Source organism: Brevibacillus soli, from assembly GCF_044759095.2.
Classification (GTDB): domain Bacteria; phylum Bacillota; class Bacilli; order Brevibacillales; family Brevibacillaceae; genus JBIYSM02.
The window spans coordinates 43,168-65,156 of record NZ_JBIYSM020000016.1; the positions used below are offsets into that span (position 1 = coordinate 43,168).

The window sequence follows — 21,989 nt, forward strand, 5'->3', positions numbered from 1 at the left end:
AGTATAGCAACCGACAGAAAGCGCCCGCAAGAAAAAACGAGCCCCGGTTAACGGGACTCGCGTTCTTAGTGACTTCGTTTCGTTGCGTAGTACTTCACTTTCAGCCTGCGATAGGTATTGATCAGCGGACGGTGGCGGCGGCTGACGAGGCCGACCACTTCCGTGGCCATGTGGATGATGAACAGGAGTGCCGTGATGATGATCACCGTTGTCCAGAGTTCTTTGGTCTGGGACAGGACGATGGCCATCGATCCGAAGAAGATGCTCATGCCGTAGATCACGAGCACCGTCGCCCGATGGGAAAGGCCCATGTTCAAAAGGCAGTGGTGCAGGTGTCCCTTGTCCGCACTGGAAATCGGCTTTCTGTTCACGATGCGGCGCACGATGGCGAAGAACGTGTCCCACAGCGGCACGCCCAGCGCGACGATCGGGATGATGAACGAGATGAACAGCGCTTCCTTAAAGCCCATAATGGACAGGGCAGCCAGGTTAAAGCCCAAAAAAAGCGAACCGGTATCCCCCATGAAGATGCGGGCCGGATGGAAGTTGAAATACAGGAATCCCAGAATGGCGCCCAAGAGCACCATGCAGTAAATCGCCACCGCCGTGTTCTCAGGCTCCATCAACAGCGCCATCACTGCCATCGTTGCAGTGGCAATCGCCGACACGCCGGCAGACAAGCCGTCCAGGCCGTCAATCAGGTTAACGGAGTTGGTCACGCCTACGATCCAGAAAATCGTAATCGGCACGGCCAGCCAGAACAGCCAGCCTTCTGTAAAATCAATGTATCCGTTGTAGGGAAGTTTCACAATCCCTACTTTCAAACCAAACGGGATGACGACAATGGAAGTAGCAACGAACTGCCCCAAGAGCTTCCACTTGGGAGACAGCTGGAACTTGTCGTCGAGCATCCCCACCAGCATGATCATGGTTCCCCCGATAAAGATCCCGAGCATTTCCTTATGCGTGGAAAACGGGACAAACAGGAAAAACGCTGCCAGGTACCCCAGGTAGATGGCGAGGCCGCCCATGCGCGGCATAATCCGCGTATGGACCTTTCGCTGGTTGGGCGCATCCACTGCCCCGATCTTTTCGGCTAGTTTTTTTACATAGGGAGTAGCGATAAACGCTACGATCAGCGAAGTCAATAGCCCGAAGACTAGGTTAGACATCGGTTGTTTCTCCTCTCTACGGGTACGTCTAGGAACGGTTTCCCCACTTTTCCCACAAGACGGTAAAAACGAATCGCGGAATGGCCAGTTGGCGCTTCCAGCGAGAAGGCTGGGATAGCAAGCGGTACATCCACTCCAGGTGGAGTTTTTGCCACAATACCGGAGCTCGCTTCACCTTGCCGGCGATCACGTCAAAGCTGCCCCCTACTCCCATCACTAAAGGAACCTGCAAGCGATCCCAGTAGGATGAAATCCACTCGTCCTGCTTGGGTGCACCCAATGCGACAAACAGCAGATGGGGTTTCCGCTCGGCAATCTCTTGCGCCACCTTTTCTTCTTCGTTCTTTTGAAAGTACCCGTCTCGGTACCCTACGATGCGAGCACCCAAAAAGCGTTCCGCCAGCCTTTCAGCGGCCAGCCTGTTGACGTCCGGTGCTGCCCCTAACAGATATACGTTCCAGTGCTTGCGATCGGCTTCCCGCATTAACGCTTCCAACAGCTCGATTCCGGTCACACGCTCCCTGATCGGCTGGTTTGTCCATTTGGCTGCATACACGATCCCGATGCCGTCCGGGACCACGTAGGCTTGTTCCAAAATGGTTCGAAACGACTTATTTTCCCGTGCGACCATCACGATCTCCGGATTGGCGGTGACGACGTGCGTACGCTCTCCGCTTTGGATCCGCTCAACCAGGTCGGCGACTGTTTCGTCAAAGCTGCGGGTGGAAAACGGCACACCCAAAATACTGGCGACCTTCATGGTCAACTCATTCACCTTCATTACCACATTAGACGTGAAAACGCTAGGAAAAGTTGCACATTAGCCATTCTACCCCAAAAGAAAAGCACATACAAGAAAAAATCATGAATGTGCTTGTCCAGCTGCGACCAGGGCGAACATCAACTCCCCTTCTGCCACAACCTTGTCATTTACTTTTGCTGTTCCGCGGCCTTTTCCTATGGAACCGCGCACACGGGTCATTTCCACTTCCAGCGTCAGCGTATCCCCCGGCTTCACCTGCTCCTTGAACCGAAACTGGTCGATTCCCGCGAAAAAGCCCAGCTTGCCCTTGTTTTCTTCCATGCTCAAAACCGCAACGGCCCCCACTTGTGCCAGCGCTTCCACGATCAGCACTCCCGGCATCACGGGGTACCCTGGGAAATGTCCCTGGAAAAACGGTTCATTCACCGTGACGTTTTTGATGCCGACCGCACGTTTGCCGATCTCCAGGTCAATTATCCGGTCAACCAGCAAAAACGGATAGCGATGCGGGATCATTTCCTGGATTTGTGTAACGTCCAATTGGGTCTTCCCTTCCATTCCAACCGCTCCATTTCCATCTTTTTATCGTTTTGCTCTATGCATGAAGGATGTGCAGCCAACTTAGACTAAAGACAACTCCCTTTCCCTCCAAAGAGAGAACGGGGTTAACCATAAAGGAGCGCTTCCCTTATCGGAAGTGCTCTTTTCCCCCTCTGCCTCTATTATGGCACGCGGTTCAACAAACGAAACTTCACGAGATAGATCGCACTGGTCACAAACGAAAACAGGATGGCGCTCCACAAAATGATCTCGCCGTACGGATATCGAAACATCACCAGCGGAAACGCAATGTAAAACAGTACGGTCGTCAACTTTCCGAACGTATTCGCAGGCACTGTCTTTTTTCCGCGAAAGTGAAAAAAAGCGGATGCAACAATCATCCCCAGATCACGGGCAAAGAAAAACAGGGCGGCCCACACACTGATCCGCTCTGTCAAAAACAATGAGGCAATCACCGCCATCATCATCAGCTTATCTGCCAGTGGATCCATCATTGTCCCGAACGTGGTTACAAGCTTGTACTTTCGCGCGATGTATCCGTCCACGATGTCCGTTATTCCCGCCACTATGAGAACCAGGAGGGCAATCTCAACATGATAGGGAAACGGCGAGAAAAAGATGTACAGGTATAAAGGGATGAGTACCATGCGAAAAACGGTAAGCGCATTTGGAATATTCACGGATACTCCCTCCGTAAAAGCCCGGCCAGCGGCACGCGGACCTTCCAGTTTATCAAACCTTCGACGCTCCCTTATTGAATCACTTTTCCATTATACTCTGTGGACAAAGCCGACAACAAGTCCCGCGCAAACAAGTCCTGCACAACAGTGAAGCCCCAAACCACATTCCGTTTGGGGCTGATGCCGCTTCTTGCTTCAGGTTCCTGCAAAAATCAGGTCGTACATGTGCTTGTACGTATTCCAGTCAAACACTTCGGAGACCGGCCTTTTTCCCATGACACTGTAGCCGATCAGCAAGCCGACTACCAGCGAGAAAAACAGCAGAAGCGGAACCAGCAAAGCCTTTGAGGCCAATGCCAGCCACTTCCTGTTTCGTTTGCTCTGTTCTCTCTCCGCTTCCTGCAGGTCGTGCACAAAGCGTTGTCCCTTCACTTGATCCATCATGCTTGTCCTCCGGCCTTTTACCAACAGATTAACGGCTTCGCAGCGAATTGGCAACCCCCATCATCTGATCGGTGATGCCGATGGCGCGGGAGTTCAGCTGGAAAGCCCGCTGGGTGTTGATCAGCTGTGCCATTTCCTGTTGGAGATCGACGTTGGACGCCTCCAAAGCTCCCTGACGAATGGTGGCAGCTGACAAGGCAAAGTTCGTTACAGGTTGGCCGGGCGTAAGTAAAAATTCATTTTCGCCGACCTGCCGGTACTGATCAGGATTGTCCACCTTCCAGACGGCAATGCGGGCAATTTCTTCTCCGTCATTCAACACGCGGCCTTCCGGCGTGATCTTCAGCTCTCCCGGATTGTCCATCAGGATGGGAACACCGCTTTCATCCACCAGATAATCGCCGTTGGCTGTCGTCAAGGCATATTGGTTGTACTCAGGGGATTGCTTGATCTGAAACCCCCCGTTGCGCGTCAGACGAATTTCTTCCCGCAGTTCGTTGGTGTCCGGGTCCCGGGTTAAACGGCTGACACCAAAGAACCCTTCTCCTTCAATCATCAGGTCGGTCGGGATCTCGGTTATTTTGGCGCTGCCCTGGGACAAATCCAGTTTGGTCATCCCGAGCCGCACTCCGCTGCCAATCCGCAGTCCGGGCGGCGATGTGCGCTGCCTGTCTTCAGCCGGCTGTTCGTTCATGGAATCAAACAGCAGCTCGGAAAACGACGCGGTACGGCGCTTGAAGCCGACCGTATCCAGGTTTGCCAGGTTGTTTGCGGTTGTGTCAAGCGCCTGCTGAACGCTGCGGAGCGCTGCGCTGGAGATATTGAGTGACTGCATCGATGCTTCCTCCTATCTTACCCGTTTACCCGGCCGATCTCATTGACAGCCTTGTCCATCGTGCCGTCCAGTGTCGTGATCACCCGCTGGTTGGCTTCATAAGCGCGCAATACCGTCATCATGTCGGTCATGGTTTGGGCGGCATCCACATTGGCGCGCTCAATCCAGCCCTGCTTCAATCCGTAAAAGCCGCTGTCCGCAGCCTCGACGTTGGCGGGCTGACCTTCTCCCTGCCAGCGATAGACGTTTTGGCCTTCCCGCACCAGCTGGCTCGGGTTTGCCACTGCTTTTAACCCGAGCTTATAAAACTGCTCGCCGTTGGTCGGGTCGGTATAGCTAAGTTCACCCGTGGAACTGATATGTAGATTCTGTCCTGCCGTTTGGACGTTGATCGCCGCATTTTGTTCATCCAGCACGTAGTAGCCGTCCGATGTGACGAGATACCCGTCCGGGTTCACGCTCCAGTTGCCGTTGCGGGTATAGCGGATTTGCTCCGGTGCGGCAACCGGCTGTTGCTGCGGATTCTCCAGCCTGGCTACGCTGAAAAACAGACGGCGCTCGTTTCCGTCCTGATCCGGCTGCAGGTTGTCGAGGAGGGCGACATCGTACGGATTGTTCGACTCGGCGATGTCCCCTTGCCGGAAGTTTGGCAATGCCTCAGACATGTACACGCCCGTATGCAGGCGTCCAATTGCAACAGGTTGTCCGGTCATGTTGGGAAGGCCCTGGATATCCGGTCCCTCCTTGTCCCGGATGCGCGAAATAAGCTGCTCCGGAAACGCGCGCATCACGCCCTCGTCCTGTTTGTAACCCGGCGTGTTGATATTGGCGATGTTGTTGGCTAACGTCTCCTGTTTTCGCTGCAGGGCAAACATCCCGGATGCGGCCGTATACAAGCCTCTGATCAAGCGATTCTCCCCCCTAAAAAAGCTTCTTCTTCCGATAGGCCGGCACCTTGTCCAGATATTCCAGCATCATGCCCGTTCCTTTTGCGACGCACATCATCGGGTCTTCCGCTATCAGAACGGGAACCTTCAGTTCGTCGGCAAGCAGTTGGTCCAGTCCGTGCAGCAACGCACCGCCGCCTGTCACCGAAACCCCTTTATCAATAATATCGGCAGAAAGCTCCGGAGGTGTTCGTTCCAAAACAGATTTGGAGGCTTGTACAATGGCGCTCACCGACTCAGCCAGGGCTTCCTGGACTTCATGGGAGTAAATCGTGATGGTTTGAGGCAAACCCGTCACCATGTCTCTTCCGCGAATGTCCATCTCGTCCTGGCGTCCGCCGGATACCGTACCGATTTGTACTTTGATGTCCTCAGCCGTACGCTCTCCGATCAGCAATTTGTATTTATTTTTTATGTAACGCATTATAGCCAGATCAAATGTGTCACCCGCTACTTTGATGGAGGAGGACGTTACGATGTCTCCCATCGAAAGAACCGCCACATCGGTCGTACCGCCGCCGATGTCCACCACCATGTTGCCGGAAGGCTGGAAAATATCCATGCCTGCGCCTACGGCCGCGATCTTCGGCTCCTCTTCGATATAAACCTCGCGAGCGCCGCCGCTTCGTTCCGCCGCTTCGCGGATGGCTTTTTGCTCGACGGACGTGATGTTCGTCGGGCAGCAAATGAGGATTCGCGGGCGAGCGAACAGGCTTTTTCCCCCGATTTTGGCCAAAAAGTGTTTCAACATGGCTTCGGTAATTTCGAAATCTGCGATGACCCCGTCTCGCAAAGGTCGGATGGCGACGATGTTGCCCGGAGTACGCCCCACCATGCGGCGTGCTTCGTTTCCGACGGCCAGAACTTTTTTGGTTTGGTTGTCGATTGCAACGACGGATGGTTCATCCAGAACAATTCCCTTGCCTCTTACATAAATGAGTACGTTGGCCGTCCCCAAATCGATTCCGATGTCTTTGCTAAACATGAAAGGTCCTCCCTGTCCAGATACATTCCTCCTATTATCATAGGCCGTTATTCGTGAGAGGACAAGGAAATTCTTTTAACTTTATACGCTTTCTTCCTGTTCTACCCGAACTTTCTTGCTCCTCCGCTTGTATTTGATCTTGGTCGCTTCTCCCCCCCGCAGATGTCTGATCGCTTTGTGGTACTCGAGAATCTCCTTTACCTGGTTCGCCAGCTCCGGATTTATCTCAGGCAGTCGTTCCGTCAAATCCTTGTGCACAGTACTTTTCGAAACACCGAACTCTTTGGCGATCATGCGAACCGTATTTCGCGTCTCCACAATATATCTGCCAATCTTTATGGTTCGCTCTTTGATGTAATCGTGCACGTCACTCGCCTCCCTGTATCAAAATTGTCTGATACAATATATGGGTGGGCGCGGACACATATTCTACGTTTCCAAGCCTGACAAGCCAGCAAGACCACATCTTTTTTACACAGCGTGTACACATCCCCGATCCGGCTGGAGAAATCGCTGCGCCGGGCGGGGCCCCAAACCCTAAGAAAACCCACCCGGCATGAGCTAACGCTTCGCCGGGCGGGGCCCCAAACCCGAAAAAAACCTGCAGAGTTTGCTCTGCAGGCTTCGTTTTTTTGGCGAAATTACTGGGTTTTTGCTTCGGATTGAAGCAGATACTGTTCCGGATTTACGGAGTTGCCGTCGACGCGAACTTCGAAGTGGAGGTGTACGCCGGCGTCCTTCTCAAAGACGTTGCGGCCGGCTGTTCCCAGCACTTGGCCCTGCGTAACTTCGTCGCCGGGTTTCACAAGCACCTTTTCCAGGCTTTGGTAAACCGTGACCATCTTGTCGGCGTGCTCAATTTCCACTTGATTGCCGACCAGCGGATCGTTTTCCACCTTTACCACTTTTCCGGCGAGAGCGGCTGCGACATCAAAGCCCTTTCCGTCCGTGGAGACGAGGTCGATACCGGTATGCGGAATAAATCGGTCTTCAAACTTGACCAGTGCGGCTTCCTGTTCTTCCTTCGACTGTTGATCGTCGAAGAAGCTCATTCCCAGTTCGTAGGTCACGCCTTTGGCTACAGGCCAGGCGAGCGGCTGAGTGGTGTTGACCGGTACGGCATCCTCGGACTCCAGATCAGATGCAGGGTTGCTTGTGCCCTCTTGCGGCGTGGTAACCGATACACCGTTGGTCAGATTGCTTTTGTCGATCACGGAATCGGTCATGCTGCCCTGGTACCACATCACAAAAGCGAGAATGATTGCCGCGGTGCCGATGTAGATTGCCGGAAACGCCCACTTCTTGCCCAAAAAGTTTTTCCAACTGCTAGACTTCTTGAATGGAATCGGTTGATTTTGATTTTTTTGATCTTCCATTTTATTCATCACCTCATCCCTCAGTATCGCCAGATTTTCAGCGCATAAACCTGAGAGAGAAGGGGAAAGGTAAAAAATTTTGCAAAAAATGGGCCTATCCTCGCATGACCGTATCGAATTTTTGCAGCGTCACACCCTGGTAAAAGTACTTTACGATTTGCTCCGCGCTCTTTCCCGTCTTCGCCATTCCGTTGGCCCCCCATTGACTCATGCCGACGCCGTGGCCGTAGCCGCGTGTCTTGATCACCACTTGCCCTCCCTTGAGCTCAAGAGAGAATGCCGATGAGTTCAGCCCCAGGCGCTCCCGAAACTCCCGACCGGAAAATTCTTTGCTGCCGATGCGGATTTTCCCGACGCGATTCCCCTGCGTCCGCTCCACGATTTGATACCAGGAACCGTCACCGGAAGCTGCGCGATCGATTCGTACGCCAAGCTTTTGTTCCATCTCCCCCACACTGATCCGTGCGGTTTCTTCAAAGCGCGGCGATTGAATGTCCCAGGGGCTGGCGACACTTTTCAGGTAGGGAACCGGGGATTCAAAGTAATCGCTCGCGTTCTCTGTAAATCCGTTGCTGGTTGAGAAAAAGGTGGCGTCAATCGGTTGGCCGTTGAAGGTCAGAACGATCCCCGCCGTCGCCTGGACCGCCTGGCGGATCCTCATGCTTTTCCATTCGTATTGGTCACCCCATCGCTGCTTTCGTTGGGCGTCGTCCAGGTAGGCCTGATGCTTGATCGTGTCCATGACGTGCGCCCCCTCGGGGACGTCTGCAAAATGGCTTTCCCGCAAGCGGCGCACGATGTAGGTCCGCGCCGCCAGCGCCTGCGCCTTGAGCGCCTCCAGTTCAAATTCGGCCGGCATTTCTGCAGAGACGACACCTTCAATGTACTGTTCAAGCGGAATCGTCTCTATCACTTGTTTCTCGGTCCGATACACTTTGACGGGGATCTGTTTGGCCGGATCAACCGCCTGGGGGGACGTGCCGGTCTCGACGTAAACGTCTGGCCCCTGAGGGGAAAAGAACGTAACAAGCGCTGCAGGTACCATGACCAGTAGAATCGGAAAAGCTGCCAACAGTATCACGAGATATCGTTTCATGCCACATATCCTCCCCTGTATTGTGCTGGACAGTTTTAGTCTATGTCCCGCGGGGAGGAGATAGAACGAGAGGATGAGAGAGTCGGAAGAGTTGACATGTTCGCAGATATTCTAGCAAATGGTAAGAAAACCCAGCCCCCGAACACTTTTCTAGCGGCTGTATACACAAAAAAAAGACTTCCCGACAAAAGGAAGTCTTTTTGCGCAAGTCTCGTTATGCGAAATTCGGAGAAAAGCTTACTTTGAGCGGCTCCGCTGCCGGTTCGCCTTCTTTTGCCACCGACTTTTGCGAAGAAACGCGCTCCACCTGCGCACCCAATGCGCGCAGCTTTTCGGCCAGGTTGACGTAGCCGCGGTCGATATGGTGGAGTCCGCCCACTTCCGTTTCGCCTTCCGCAATCAGGCCGGCGAGAATCAGGGCCGCTCCTGCGCGCAAATCGGTTGCCGTTACCTTGCTGCCCGTCAGTTTAGCGCCGCCTTCCACAATCGCGCTGCGTCCTTCAATTTTAATATTGGCACTCATGCGGCGGAATTCTTCCACGTGCATGAAGCGGTTCTCAAACACCGTTTCGGTTACGATGCTTGTCCCTTCCGAGGCAAGCAGCAGCGCCATCATTTGGGACTGCATGTCGGTCGGGAATCCAGGATACGGCAGCGTCTTCAGGTCAACTGCTTTCAGCGGACCCGTACGGCGAACGCGAACCCCGTTTTCCAGCTCGTCCACTTCAACGCCCATTTCGCGAAGTTTGGCCGTAATGGACTTTACGTGGTCGGGAATCGCTCCTTCAACAAACACGTCTCCACCGGTGATGGCTGCCGCTACCATAAACGTGCCTGCTTCAATGCGGTCCGGGATCACGCAATGCGTGCAGCCGTGCAGCTTTTCCACGCCTTCAATGCGGATCGAGCCGGTTCCGGCACCGCGAATCTTCGCGCCCATGCTGTTGAGGAAATTCGCCAAATCGACGATCTCCGGTTCTTCCGCCGCGTTTTCCAGAATGGTCGTGCCCTCGGCGAGGGTGGCCGCCATCATAATGTTTTCCGTTGCGCCTACACTTGGAATGTCGAGGTAAATTTTTGCTCCCTTCAACCGTCCGTTCACGCTGGCCTCGATAAAGCCTTGTCCAATCTCGATCTTGGCTCCCAATGCTTCAAATCCCTTGAGGTGTTGGTCGATCGGACGCGTTCCGATGGCGCAACCGCCTGGTAGGGAGACACGCGCATGTCCTTGTCGGGCAAGCAGCGGTCCCATCACCAGGAAGGACGCGCGCATCTTGCGGACAAGTTCGTAGGAGGCTTCCACACTGGTCAGGGGGGAAGCCTGAATCGTGAGTACATCTCGGTCATATGTAAGGGAGATTCCCAGAGTTTTCAACAGTTCACAAATGGTATAAACATCATCCAGTGCGGGAACGTCTTGAATGACGCATGTACCCTCTTCTGCCAGAATGGATGCTGCAATAATCGGAAGTACGGCGTTTTTGGCGCCGGACACTTTTACATTTCCCGCTAATGCCTTACCACCGCGGACAATGATTTTATCCAATGTGTACCCCTCCGCGTGCTTAATATTCCGCTGTGATGATTGGTGTGCCTACGGTGATCCACGTTCCATCAGATTGGGTGTCTCGGTGTGTTGCCACCTGTAGATTCATCTTTTGATCGTTTAACGCGATGAACGGTTCCCACGCACGGGTATAGCCTGAAATACTGACAACCGACTCATCCTGCAAACGCTCTAGTTCCTTTGCCTGAAGGGCTCGAAATATCGACAAAATCTTACCCTCCTGTTGATCAACACTCATCTTATCACTGTACATTCCACGAATACAAGTGCTAAATTGCGGAATCAAACCAGCTTGTTTCAGGGCTGCTGCAGCGGTACTCTGTATCTTTTCAATATATGGTAGTGTAGTAGTACTTCCTTTCATTTGAAATACAAGATATGCCTGGTAACCACCCTTTTTGGGCAATCCTGTAACCTGAAAAAGAAGTCGAATATCGTCGTAATTCGACACAATTCGATATACATATCGATCATCTTTCTTCGTAATGACAGCGTGTGCAGCAGGTGTGTTAAGTCTATTTGCCCATTGGTTCGCAAGTGAACCTAGTTCCTCAGGACTACTTGCTTGGCCAATCGATAAGCTGGTACGCACCTCAACTTCTAAACCTTTTGCTCCGGAGTCTTCCATTACCTCTAACAGATTTGCCGCAGCCGGCTGCAGCTGACGAGCCTGCGCCGGCAGTAACAGAGCCAGGCAGCCTATCGCCATCAACACGAGTGTCACCCATCCATACGCTTTCCTCACTCGTACCCTCTCCCTTGTCGTTCACGGGGCCCCCAAAAAAGTAATCGGAATAAGCTTCGGAGCTTTCCTTCACTTTTTGGGGTATCTACGCGCACTCTCTTTGTACTTCTTAGTTTGCACGTAAAATTGGGGGGATATACCAGTTCCAACTACCCAGATTTCATTTAAAACAGGTCTTTGAGCATCAGCGACCACCCGAGATATTCCATAAAAAATCGGGCCACCCCGTAACCGATGAAGATGGACAGAAGAATCTGCAGCAGCTTCGCCTGCGCACTGTCCGGCTTTTTTACGAACAGGTCAAAGCGAAACGCCTGCAGGGCCCACCAGCTTACTCCGATAAAAACCACTGACAGGACAATGTTTAGGACAGCGGATATTTCCATCATGGTTTCAACTCCCTCCGTTCTTACCATAATAGCAGAAAAGGGGGCGGCCTTTAACAAGCCGTCCCCTTTTTTCGTTGTTCCTTCTCTTCCAACAATTACTGCTGCGGCGGTTGAAGCAGGTTGCCGAAGTCAAACGCCGGGTTGAAGTAGGTATGGATATAATCGGTTACGGTGCCCGGAATGACCCCGAATACCACCGTCGCTGCTGCCAACAGCAGAACGAGAGCGCCGATCCCTTTTGGCAGGGCAAGAGGCGCTTCGGTCGTCCCCGGGCGCAGATACATCTGACGGATGATTCCGAAATAGTAGTAGTAAGACACTACACTGGTCGCGATCATGATGGCGGAAAGCCAGTACTGCGCGTGAGCCAGTGCGCTCATAAACAGATAAAACTTCCCGAAGAAGCCCGCGGTTACCGGAATCCCCGCCAGCGAGAGCAGGAAAATGCTCATCGCAACGGCCATCATCGGCGAGCGGTGATAGAGTCCGGCAAACGCCTTCAGCTCTTCCGTCTGCTGGTCGCGCGTCACGATCATGATCACGGCAAATGCCCCGAAGCTGACCAGGAGATACGCAAACAGGAAGAAGATGACCTGTTCAAAAAACAGCGTCGTCATCGATACAAACGGGACCAGCAGGTACCCGGCCTGGGCGATTCCGGAGTAGGCCATCATCCGTTTTACATTCGTCTGACGCAGCGCCATGGTGTTGCCGATAATCATGGATGCAGCGGCAATCAGCGAGAGGTACCAGCCGGCATCATCGAAGAAGAAGCTGCCGCCCGCTTGATTTGGCACGTTTTGGAAGGCCAGAAATACCAGACGGAAAATCAGCGCAAACCCGGCTGTTTTGGAGACGACGGCCAGGAACGCTGTCACCGGAGTCGGAGCTCCCTGATACACATCCGGTGCCCACATGTGGTTGGGGACAGCCGATATTTTAAAGGCTAATCCCGCTGCCAGGAAGGCAAACGCCATGTAGATCAAAAAGCTGTAGCCGGCCATGGCCGCCTCGGCCAGACGACCGGAGATTTCGTACAGATTGGTGGTACCGGTCAAGCCGTACAGGTACGACATCCCGAACAGCGTCACCGCCGTCGCGATCCCGCCGGACACAACGTACTTAAATGCTGATTCATTGCTGTCCCTGAATTTTTTACGCAGGCCTACCAGCACATAGGAAGACAGCGAGAGCAGCTCCAGTCCGACGAACAGCGTAATCAGATCGGCGGAAGACGCCATCACCATCGCCCCCAGCAAACCTGTGAGCAGCAAGTAATAATACTCACCCTGGTGCGTCACCTCTCCCTGCTTGAGGTACGCTAGTGAAATCAGCAGGGCAAAGGCGACGCCGGCGAGGAACAGCAGCTTGAACGCATTGCCGAAATCGTCGACGCGAAGCATGTCTGCCATATAGGAAAAGGGCTGATCCAACGTGTTCATGTTGATGACAACAAACACGCCGGCCAACACCACCCCAACGAGCGCCAGCCAGCCGAGGACGGCTCTGCCGGCTCGCTTTCCAAGCACCAAATCAATCAGGGAAAGGGCGGTAGAAAATGCGAGAATGATAAATTCGGGCAGAAGGTAGCTCCAGTCATACGAGAAGATATTGTTTGCGTCCATGGATTACCCTCCTATTCCCGTAACGATGGGTACAATCGTTTTGAGCGTATTTTGCAGCGGATCGCTGAGAACGGCCGGATAGATCCCGATCAGGATGATAAAACCGAGCAGAACCACCATCGGAATCACTTCCATCGGCTGGGCGTCGGCAATCCGGACGAAGCGCTCGGGAGTCGGGCCGAATGTGGTGCGAAGGATCGCGCGCAGCAGGTAAGCAGCGGTCAGTACGATGCCCAGCGTACCGATTGCTGCCAGAACCGGCATGTGCCCGAACAGGCCCAGGAACGCCAGAAACTCGCTGATAAAGCCGGACATGCCCGGCAAGCCAAGCGAGGCCATGGCCGCTGCAAGCAGGATCCCGCTGACAAACGGCATGGACTTGGCCAACCCGCCCAACTCCTCCATCATGGAGGTTTGCGTGCGCTCCCAGATCACGCCGATCAGGAAGAACATCAGCGCGGAGATGAAGCCGTGGGAGACTACCTGGAACATCGCTCCCTGGAAGCCGATCGTGTTCATCGCGGCAAACCCGAGAAGGACAATCCCCATGTGGCTGATACTGGAGTACGCCAGCACCATCTTCAGATCCTTTTGAACGAAGGCGAGAACCGCTCCGTACAGGATATTCAGCACTCCCAGGCCGGCCATCCAGGTTGCGAACTGGTAGGATTGTTCAGGGAAAAACCCGATGCCCATACGCAAGAGACCGTACGCGCCCATCTTCAGCAGAATCCCGGAGTGTATCATGACGATGGCAGGCGGCGCCTGCACGTGCACTTTCAGCATCCAGGTATGGAACGGGAAGATTGGCAGCTTGATGCCGAATGCAATAAACAGCGCCAGGAAGAGTCCAAAGCGGAAATTCTCGCCAAGCCCAGCCAACGCCGGGTGATCCGGTGACGCGAAGGCTGCTGTAATTTCTGCCATATTCATTGTCCGCAGGGTTACGTACATGACAATGAAGGCGATCAGCATCACGGCCGATCCGATCCCGTTGTACAACAGAAACTTGTTGGCCGCCCGCTCCCGGTCGGAATATCCCCAAATCCCGATCAGGAAGTACATCGGCACAAGCGTAAGCTCAAAGAAGATGAAGAACAGGAACAGGTTTTGGGAGGCAAACACCCCGAACATGCCGATCAACAGCAGGTGGAACAGGATGAAGTACTCCTTCAGCCGCTTTTTGATATTCCAGGAAGCGACGGCGGCCAACGTGCCGATAATCGCGGTTAATACGATCAGCGGCATGGAGACGCCGTCCACCCCCATCTCATAATCGATCGGGAACGAGAATACTTCCCCGGTCTGCTGCGTTCCCACAGGGATCGCAATCCATTCGACTTTCTCCACAAATTGCAGTTCTGCCTTGTCATAGTTGAAGTTGGCAAAGAGCATCAGGGACAGGAGCAGCGGAAGAAGAGTTCCCAGTACCCCGATCTGCTTGATCGTCCCGCCCTGGTGTTTCGGAATGAACGCCAGGATCAGGATGGCAAGCAGCGGCGAAAGCGTCAGGAGTGTTAACAGGATGCTATTGACCATGACCAAACAGTCCACCTCCTTGCGCCGACAGGCCTAACGCGATAACCAACAGCAGTAATCCCAACAGCACAACCGCTCCGTACGACTGAATCTGACCGTTTTGCAGGCGAGCGTGCAGGGCTCCGATCCAGTTGGTCAGCTTCGCCGTCAGCGACACCAACCCGTCCACCACATAGCGATCGAACCAATTCAGCGCATACCCAAGCCAACGGAGCGGCTTCACGAATACATGGTGGTACACTTCATCCACGTAATATTTGCGGTACGAGAGCTGATACAGCCAAGGCAGCGGCCGGGAAATCGCGTCCGGAGACACGGATTTTTTTGCATACATCAGATAGGCGAGCAGAATGCCCAGCAAGGAAACGAGAATCGCGACCGCTTGAAGCCAGGCGGCAGCATGGCCCTCCTCTGATCCGAACACCATTCCGATGGCTTCTCCCGTACTGCCGTTCAGCAGCCACTCGTGCAAAACCGGCGCAAACGGCGTGTTCACAAATCCGGCTACAACCGCCAGAAAAGCCAGAATGACCAACGGAGTCGTCATAACGGCGGGTGATTCGTGCCCCTCATGCTCCCCTCTGAACGTGCCGACAAAGGTCAGGAAGAACAGGCGGAACATGTAAAAGGCGGTAAAGAAGGCCGCAATGATCGCAATCCAGAGCAAGTCAAAGCGATGAGCGGAATAGACCGCGCCGAGGATCGCCTCTTTCGACCAGAACCCGGCAAACGGCGGAACACCGGCAATTGCCAGACAGCCAATCAGGAACGTCACGGCTGTAATCGGCATCTTTTTCCACAGGCCGCCCATCTCAAACACATCTTGCGTATGTACGGCGTGAATGACACTGCCGGCGGCAAGGAACAGCAGCGCCTTAAAGAAGGCATGCGTCATCAAGTGGAACGAACCCGCCACGTATCCGGCTGCTCCGGCAGCGCCAAGCGCCAGCATCATATAACCCAACTGACTGACTGTCGAATACGCAAGTACCCGCTTGATGTCCCGCTGCGTCAACCCGATGGAGGCGGCAAAAATGGCGGTGAATCCGCCTACGTACGCCACGACGTTCAATGCCGTTTCCGAAGCGATAAACAGCGGATAGGTTGCGGCCACGAGATATACCCCGGCGGCCACCATCGTCGCCGCGTGAATCAAAGCGGAAACCGGTGTCGGACCTTCCATCGCGTCAGGCAGCCAGGTATGGAGCGGGAACTGACCGGATTTGCCGACAGCGCCGATAAAGATCAGTACGGCAGCCAGCGTGATCATCCACGGCTCCAGCTTTCCGAGCGAAATGGTAGTGAAAATCTCAGAGTATTCAAAGCTACCTGTCCACCAGAACAGCAGGCAGATCCCGATAAACAGACCGAGATCCCCGACGCGGGTGACCATGAATGCCTTTTTGGCGGCCGCTTTTGCTTCCGGTTTGTAGAAGTAGTAGCCCACCAACAGGAACGAACACACCCCAACCAGCTCCCAGAAGATGTACACCTGCAGCAGGTTCGGGGAAATCACCAGCCCCAGCATGGAGAAGGTAAACAGCGCCAGATATTGATAAAACACCGGGAAGCGCTCATCCCCGTGCATATAGCCTTTGGAATAGATCTGCACCAGCAGGCTGACAAATGTCACAATCACGAGCATCATCGCATTGAGCTGATTTACCTCATAGCCCATGCGGATGACGGTATCGCCGACGTGCAGCCATTCCATCGGCACTTTCAGGTCTTGGGCCCCCTCCTGGAATCTCGCCCAGAACGTGGCGGCAGCCATGACAAATGCAGCGGCTGTAAAGAAGATTCCCACCCAGGCCGCTCCCTCTTTCAACTGACGACCGAACGAGACGATCACGATGAAAGCAAAGAGCGGAAAAAGAGGGATGAGCCAGGCGTATTGCATAATGGTATCCATTTTTCTCCTCCTCGTTACCGTTTCATCGAATCGATCTCGTCGACGTTGACGGTCTCACGGTTGCGGTACAGCGCGATCAGAATCGCCAGACCTACCGCTACCTCTGCCGCAGCGACGGTCATAGTAAACAACGTAAAGATTTGTCCCGTGATGGCCGGGTGCAATCCGTATTTGGAAAACGCAACGAGATTGATGTTGACAGCGTTCAGCATCAGCTCAATGGACAACAGCACGACCACCGCGTTTCGCTTGGTCAGGGCGCCGTACAAGCCTACACAAAAAAGAATGAGGGCTACCAGCAGGTACGATGAAATGCTGACGATCATTCGTTGTCCCCCTCCTTTTTGGCCATGATGATGGCGCCTACCAGGGCTACCAGCAGCAGTACGGATACCAGCTCAAACGGAATCACAAAGTGGGTAAACACTTCCAAGCCGATCTGCTTTACATTGCTTACACCGGCTTCTGCGGACTCCGTTACGCCCGGCCACGCCGTGTTTTGAATTCCCCAAAAGATAACGAGGAACAAGGCCGCAACAAATATCAGACTAAAAGTGTTCTTCCAGGAGCGTCCCGTCCCTTCGTCGGAAGCATCGTGCTTGGTCAGCATGATCCCGAACAGCATCAGAATCGAGATGGCGCCGGAATAGACCAGCACTTGCGAAACAGCGACAAATTCGGCTTCAAGCAGCACGAACAGGCCTGCAATGCTGAGGAAGGTGATCCCCAACGATATCACCATGTGAACGACGCGGGTAAAGCTGATCATGAACACCGCGCCCCCGATGGTCAGAAGAGAAAGAATAAAGAAGGCTACAAATGAGCCGCTCATCGTTAATTCTCCTCCCTGACGTTGGTGTTGTTGTCGTCGAGCCACTTGAGATCTTTGTACAATTCGTCGCGGCTGTAGGTAGCCAGTTCGAAGTTGTTGGTCATCACGATCGCTTCCGTCGGACAAACCTCCGTACAGAGATCGCACAGGATGCAAATCTCGAAGTTGATATCGTAGGTGTCAATGATTTTTCCTTTTTTCTCCGGATCGGGATGCGGTTTTCCCGTCAGTTGAATGCACTCAGTAGGACATACCCGCGCGCACTGGTTGCAGACGATGCATTTCTCCGGAGAGAAGTGCTGAATTCCGCGAAAGCGCGGCGGCATGGGAAACGGTACGTCGGGATAGAAATGGGTTACTTTCTTCTCGGAAAGTTGCTTGAACGTATACCCAAGGCCTTTCGCCAGTCCTAGCATGTTGTTTCACCCCTTTTGAAAAAATTGCGTTAGTGGCTTTCGGACTAGAATGAGCCGTTCTGCCAGGATATCACTACTGCCGTCAGCAGGATGTTGAGCAGCGCCAAAGGCAGTAGGCCTTTCCACGCAAAGGACATCAGCTGGTCGACACGCAGACGCGGCATCGTAGCCCGGAGCCAGAACTGGAAGAAGACGTAGAGAGAAAACTTCAGGATAAACCAGACGATGCCCGGGATAAAGCCGAGAGCCGGGTGAATCGGCAGCCATCCGCCCAGGAACAGAATGGTGACGAGTGCGCCCATTCCAAACATGTACACGTATTCCGCCAGCATGAACATGGCAAAACGGAATCCGGAGTATTCCACGTGGTAACCTGCGACGAGCTCCGATTCCGCTTCAGGAAGGTCGAACGGCGTACGGTTCAGTTCTGCCTGCGCCGCAATGATAAAGACGACAAAAGCCAAAAACTGCGGCACGATGTTCCATACGTCCCGCTGCGCCTCGACGATCTCCCGCAGGTTCATGCTGCCTGTCATCAGAACGATCCCGACCACGGACATGACCAGCGGAACCTCGTAGCTGATCATCTGCGCTGCCGACCGCAGCCCGCCGATCAGCGAGTACTTGTTGTTCGACGCCCATCCTGCTGTGATGACCCCGAGGACGGTGATGCCGGAGAGGGCGATGTAATAAAGAACACCGATGCCCAAATCGGCAAATTGAATGCTCTCCGTAAACGGCATGACAGCCAATACCGCAAATGCCGGAGCGTACGCCAAAACAGGGGCCAGCGCGAACAGCGCCTTGTCCGCATTCTTCGGGCGGGTGTCTTCCTTCAGGAGCAGCTTGGCTACGTCCGCCACCGTTTGCAAAAGACCCAACGGACCTACCCGGTTCGGACCGATGCGAAGCTGCATCCAACCGATTACTTTGCGTTCAAAGTAAATGGCATACGTGACGAATCCCAGAACGGCGAGAAGAAGGGCAACAGCCGCCAGGGCAAACATGAGCACATTCCAAACAGAGGGAGCTTGCTGCAACAGATCGCTCATCAACAATCCACCTCCCCGAGCACAATGTCGATGCTGCCGAGAATCGCCACCATGTTGGCGATATTGACGCCTTCCAACAGCTTTGGCAGAATTTGCAGGTTGTTAAACGAAGGACGGCGGAATTTCAGACGCCACGGCTTATCTTTTCCCTGGCTGGCAATGTAGCAGCCGATTTCACCGCGCGGCGACTCAATCCGCACAAACGCCTCTCCTGCCGGCGGTCGAATGACACGCGGCACCTTGCCTACGATTTCTCCGTCGCTCGGGAATTGGTCGAGTGCTTGCTCCAGAATGCGCAGGGATTGCTCAATCTCCGCCATTCTCAAATGATAGCGGGCCAGACAGTCGCCTTCTGTCGCTGTCGGCACGTCAAACTCGAAACGGTCGTAAATGCAGTAAGGCTCGTCTTTGCGCAGATCCCACTTTACCCCCGTGGAACGCAGCATGACGCCGGAGAGGGAATAGTCCAAAGCCGTCTTCGCATCAAATTGACCGATCCCTTTGAGTCGGTTGATGAAAATCTCGTTGCCCGTCACCAGAGCATGATAGTTGTTCAGCTCTTTTTTCATGTACTGGACGAACTCTTTCGCCTTCTCGATCCAGCCCGGAGGCGCATCCCACTTGACTCCGCCAATGCGCATGTAGTTGTAGGTCAAACGCGCCCCGCAAAGCTCGTTAAACAAATCAAGGATCGTTTCACGGTCGCGGAAGGCGTACAAAAACGGACTCATCGCCCCGATATCAAGCAAATAAGTCCCCCACCATACCATGTGACTGGCGATCCGGTTCAGCTCCATTACAATCAATCGAAGGAATTCCGCCCGTTCCGGGATCTCAAGGCCCATCATCGTCTCAACGGCGTGACAGATTACATAGTTGTTCGTCATCGCCGAAAGATAATCCATCCGGTCTGTATAGGGAATGATCTGAGTATACGTCAGGTTTTCCGCCAGCTTTTCCGTACCGCGATGGAGATAGCCCATCACCGGAATCGCTTCCTTGATGGTCTCTCCGTCGATTTTTACGACCAGGCGAAACACACCGTGGGTACTGGGGTGCTGCGGACCGACGTTCAGCAGCATTTCCTCGGTTCGAATACCTGTGTCAGGAGATGTTGCAGAATGGGTCGATATGATGTCCAGGCTCATCTCCTACACCTCCTCATCGTATTGCACATAATCTTTTCGCAGCGGGTATCCAACCCACTCATCCGGGAGCAAAATTCGACTTAAATTGGTATGTCCCGGGAAATATATGCCGAAAAGGTCGAAAGTTTCCCGTTCGTTCCAATCTGCTCCCCGCCAAATATCCATAACGGATGCTACCGTTGGCTGTTCGCGGTTTGTTTTGACTTTTACCGCTACACTTTGCCGGTTTTTATAGGAATACAGATGGTAGTAAACTTCCATCCGGTCCTCGTAATCGACGCCATGGAGGTTCGACAGGTAGTCAAAAGCCAGCTGCTCGTCCTCTTTGAGGTAGCGAGCCACATCATGCCACTTTTCGTTCTTCACGACCAAGGTAGGGACTTCTTTGGACAGCTCGTTTATATAGGAGGCTTCCAGTGCGTCTGCTCCAAATTTTTCGGTGATACGTCTGAAGTATTTGTCGAGGAACGGCTGGTTTTTGGAAGGAGCCTTGGGTGCCTCGGCAGCTTCCCCAGCTTCTCCTCCGCCTGCTGCTTTCGCTTTTGCAGCCGCTGCTGCTGCCGCAGCGGCTTTGGCTTTGGCTGCTGCCGCTGCTTTCGCCTTGGCGTCAGCGTCGTCACCGCCCGACTTGGCCTCGCCTGCCTGTGCCGCTTCGCGAGCCGCTTTTGCCTTCGCAGCTGCAGCTGCTGCCGCTGCAGCTTTGGCCTTGGCTTTCTCTTCGTCGGTCATGGCTGCAGTGGGTTTTTCCGCTTCTGCCTTCGGTTGCTCCGCGGTCGCCGTGGGTACCTCCCCACCGTGCTCTTCTTGTTCTTTCAATTTTCGCAAAGCTTCCGCTTTGGCACGGGCCTCGGCGGCTGCTTTTGCTTTTTCCTCCGGAGTGGGTTTGCGTTTTTCTTCCGTCATTGACTGGTCACCCGCTTTCCAGTCTTCGCTTCGTAACGAATCTTTTCTTGCAGTTTGTTGATGCCGTAGATAAGCGCCGCTGGGTTAGGCGGGCAGCCCGGTATGTATACGTCTACCGGCACGATCTGGTCTACGCCTTTTACCACACTGTAAGACTTGATGTAGGGACCGCCTGCCGTCGCACAGGAACCCATGGCAATCACCCATTTTGGCTCTGCCATTTGATCGTACAGCCGACGAAGCAGCGGCGCCATTTTCTTGGTAACGGTTCCCGCCACGATCATCACATCCGATTGACGGGGCGAGGCACGGAAAATGACGCCAAAACGGTCAAGGTCGTAACGTGAGCCGCCCGTTCCCATCATCTCAATGGCACAGCACGCCAAACCAAACGTCAGCGGCCAGAGAGAGTTACTGCGCACCCACCCTTTGATCGTTTCCAGCGTCGTAAACATGACATTGCGATTCAGTTCTTCTTGCAGTTCAGGCGCAATGCTGCTGAGGTCTAGTTCCATTCCAGCACCTTCTTTCTCCAAGCGTAAATCAGGCCTACCACCAAGAGCGTAATAAAAATGATCATCTCTACCAGAGCAAACAGGCCCAACTGGTTGTAGGCAACCGCCCATGGATAGAGAAACAGCGTTTCCACATCAAAAATGACAAACATCAGTGCAAAAATGTAGTACTTTACATTGAAACGAACCCAGCTGTCACCGACAGGAATGTTACCGCTTTCATAGGTTGTCGTCTTTTCCGGTGTCGGGTTGTTTGGGCGAACCAGAGGTCCAATGATGCTAACCGTGGCTACGGGCAACAACACCCCGAGCAGCAAAAAGATGGCAACGATGACGTAATTATTGGTGTACAAGTCGCTCATCGTCTTTCCCTCCGTTGACGTGAAAGATAGAAAAAAATACCTACATCATTATAGCAAAACACTATACCGGTGTCTAACGAAAGACCGACTCTTATTTCCCGATAAGGAAAAAACTTAGAGAAATC

25 protein-coding genes are annotated in these 21,989 nt (G+C 53.7%); all 25 read right to left on the bottom strand.

Features of this window, described 5'->3' with window-relative positions; all coding sequences use genetic code 11:
- Positions 1-65 precede the first annotated feature (65 nt).
- On the bottom strand, positions 66-1,172 hold the full coding sequence (locus ACE99V_RS08690) for a glycosyltransferase family 4 protein (RefSeq protein WP_400490678.1): 1,107 nt from the start codon (positions 1,170-1,172) through the stop codon (positions 66-68).
- Between the two features lie 28 nt (positions 1,173-1,200).
- Positions 1,201-1,938, bottom strand: coding sequence for a WecB/TagA/CpsF family glycosyltransferase (locus ACE99V_RS08695; RefSeq protein ID WP_400490717.1), 738 nt, complete (start codon positions 1,936-1,938; stop codon positions 1,201-1,203).
- A gap of 96 nt (positions 1,939-2,034) precedes the next feature.
- On the bottom strand, positions 2,035-2,493 hold the full coding sequence (fabZ, locus tag ACE99V_RS08700) for a 3-hydroxyacyl-ACP dehydratase FabZ (protein WP_400490679.1): 459 nt from the start codon (positions 2,491-2,493) through the stop codon (positions 2,035-2,037).
- A 164-nt stretch (positions 2,494-2,657) separates the two neighbouring features.
- Positions 2,658-3,176, bottom strand: coding sequence for a CDP-diacylglycerol--glycerol-3-phosphate 3-phosphatidyltransferase (gene pgsA, locus ACE99V_RS08705; RefSeq protein WP_400490680.1), 519 nt, complete (start codon positions 3,174-3,176; stop codon positions 2,658-2,660).
- Between the two features lie 195 nt (positions 3,177-3,371).
- Positions 3,372-3,620 carry a DNA-directed RNA polymerase subunit beta gene (locus ACE99V_RS08710; RefSeq protein ID WP_400490681.1) on the bottom strand — a complete coding sequence of 83 codons (249 nt, stop codon included), beginning with the start codon at positions 3,618-3,620 and terminating at the stop codon, positions 3,372-3,374.
- A gap of 28 nt (positions 3,621-3,648) precedes the next feature.
- Positions 3,649-4,455 carry a flagellar hook-basal body protein gene (locus tag ACE99V_RS08715; protein ID WP_400490682.1) on the bottom strand — a complete coding sequence of 269 codons (807 nt, stop codon included), beginning with the start codon at positions 4,453-4,455 and terminating at the stop codon, positions 3,649-3,651.
- A gap of 17 nt (positions 4,456-4,472) precedes the next feature.
- The gene (locus ACE99V_RS08720) at positions 4,473-5,363 is read right to left on the bottom strand and encodes a flagellar hook-basal body protein (RefSeq protein WP_400490683.1); all 891 of its coding nucleotides are present in this window, start codon (positions 5,361-5,363) and stop codon (positions 4,473-4,475) included.
- A 13-nt stretch (positions 5,364-5,376) separates the two neighbouring features.
- The gene (locus ACE99V_RS08725; RefSeq protein WP_400490684.1) at positions 5,377-6,387 is read right to left on the bottom strand and encodes a rod shape-determining protein; all 1,011 of its coding nucleotides are present in this window, start codon (positions 6,385-6,387) and stop codon (positions 5,377-5,379) included.
- 81 nt (positions 6,388-6,468) lie between these two features.
- Positions 6,469-6,753: a sporulation transcriptional regulator SpoIIID gene (gene spoIIID / locus ACE99V_RS08730; RefSeq protein ID WP_003388385.1), complete on the bottom strand. Its 285-nt coding sequence runs from the start codon at positions 6,751-6,753 to the stop codon at positions 6,469-6,471.
- Positions 6,754-7,028: 275 nt separating this feature from the next.
- Complete coding sequence (locus tag ACE99V_RS08735) at positions 7,029-7,763, bottom strand: peptidoglycan DD-metalloendopeptidase family protein (protein ID WP_400490685.1); 735 nt, start codon at positions 7,761-7,763, stop codon at positions 7,029-7,031.
- A 94-nt stretch (positions 7,764-7,857) separates the two neighbouring features.
- Entirely contained in the window at positions 7,858-8,859 is a 1,002-nt protein-coding gene (gene spoIID / locus ACE99V_RS08740; RefSeq protein ID WP_400490687.1) for a stage II sporulation protein D, read from the bottom strand.
- A 214-nt stretch (positions 8,860-9,073) separates the two neighbouring features.
- A complete protein-coding gene (murA, locus tag ACE99V_RS08745; protein WP_400490688.1) occupies positions 9,074-10,405 on the bottom strand; it encodes a UDP-N-acetylglucosamine 1-carboxyvinyltransferase in 1,332 nt (443 codons plus the stop codon).
- Between the two features lie 19 nt (positions 10,406-10,424).
- Positions 10,425-11,171, bottom strand: a complete 747-nt coding sequence (locus ACE99V_RS08750; RefSeq protein WP_400490689.1) for a YwmB family TATA-box binding protein — start codon at positions 11,169-11,171, stop codon at positions 10,425-10,427.
- A 164-nt stretch (positions 11,172-11,335) separates the two neighbouring features.
- Positions 11,336-11,560, bottom strand: a complete 225-nt coding sequence (locus tag ACE99V_RS08755; protein ID WP_400490690.1) for a DUF1146 family protein — start codon at positions 11,558-11,560, stop codon at positions 11,336-11,338.
- 95 nt (positions 11,561-11,655) lie between these two features.
- Positions 11,656-13,185: an NADH-quinone oxidoreductase subunit NuoN gene (nuoN, locus tag ACE99V_RS08760; RefSeq protein ID WP_400490691.1), complete on the bottom strand. Its 1,530-nt coding sequence runs from the start codon at positions 13,183-13,185 to the stop codon at positions 11,656-11,658.
- Between the two features lie 3 nt (positions 13,186-13,188).
- A complete protein-coding gene (locus ACE99V_RS08765; protein WP_400490718.1) occupies positions 13,189-14,724 on the bottom strand; it encodes a complex I subunit 4 family protein in 1,536 nt (511 codons plus the stop codon).
- Positions 14,714-16,636 (bottom strand): NADH-quinone oxidoreductase subunit L, encoded by a 1,923-nt coding sequence (nuoL, locus tag ACE99V_RS08770; protein WP_400490692.1) that lies wholly within the window; start codon positions 16,634-16,636, stop codon positions 14,714-14,716. The genes ACE99V_RS08765 and nuoL overlap by 11 nt, the downstream gene beginning before the upstream one ends.
- 14 nt (positions 16,637-16,650) lie before the next feature.
- The gene (gene nuoK, locus ACE99V_RS08775) at positions 16,651-16,962 is read right to left on the bottom strand and encodes an NADH-quinone oxidoreductase subunit NuoK (RefSeq protein ID WP_400490693.1); all 312 of its coding nucleotides are present in this window, start codon (positions 16,960-16,962) and stop codon (positions 16,651-16,653) included.
- A complete protein-coding gene (locus tag ACE99V_RS08780; protein WP_400490694.1) occupies positions 16,959-17,468 on the bottom strand; it encodes an NADH-quinone oxidoreductase subunit J in 510 nt (169 codons plus the stop codon). Before ACE99V_RS08780 ends, nuoK begins: the two co-directional genes overlap by 4 nt.
- A 2-nt stretch (positions 17,469-17,470) precedes the next feature.
- Complete coding sequence (nuoI, locus tag ACE99V_RS08785) at positions 17,471-17,884, bottom strand: NADH-quinone oxidoreductase subunit NuoI (protein WP_400490695.1); 414 nt, start codon at positions 17,882-17,884, stop codon at positions 17,471-17,473.
- A 44-nt stretch (positions 17,885-17,928) separates the two neighbouring features.
- Positions 17,929-18,939 carry an NADH-quinone oxidoreductase subunit NuoH gene (nuoH, locus tag ACE99V_RS08790; RefSeq protein ID WP_400490696.1) on the bottom strand — a complete coding sequence of 337 codons (1,011 nt, stop codon included), beginning with the start codon at positions 18,937-18,939 and terminating at the stop codon, positions 17,929-17,931.
- Complete coding sequence (locus ACE99V_RS08795; protein WP_400490697.1) at positions 18,936-20,084, bottom strand: NADH-quinone oxidoreductase subunit D; 1,149 nt, start codon at positions 20,082-20,084, stop codon at positions 18,936-18,938. Before ACE99V_RS08795 ends, nuoH begins: the two co-directional genes overlap by 4 nt.
- A 3-nt stretch (positions 20,085-20,087) precedes the next feature.
- Positions 20,088-20,987 carry an NADH-quinone oxidoreductase subunit C gene (locus ACE99V_RS08800; RefSeq protein ID WP_400490698.1) on the bottom strand — a complete coding sequence of 300 codons (900 nt, stop codon included), beginning with the start codon at positions 20,985-20,987 and terminating at the stop codon, positions 20,088-20,090.
- Entirely contained in the window at positions 20,984-21,502 is a 519-nt protein-coding gene (locus ACE99V_RS08805) for a NuoB/complex I 20 kDa subunit family protein (RefSeq protein WP_400490699.1), read from the bottom strand. The genes ACE99V_RS08800 and ACE99V_RS08805 overlap by 4 nt, the downstream gene beginning before the upstream one ends.
- Positions 21,493-21,864: an NADH-quinone oxidoreductase subunit A gene (locus ACE99V_RS08810; protein ID WP_400490700.1), complete on the bottom strand. Its 372-nt coding sequence runs from the start codon at positions 21,862-21,864 to the stop codon at positions 21,493-21,495. Before ACE99V_RS08810 ends, ACE99V_RS08805 begins: the two co-directional genes overlap by 10 nt.
- Positions 21,865-21,989 lie beyond the last annotated feature (125 nt).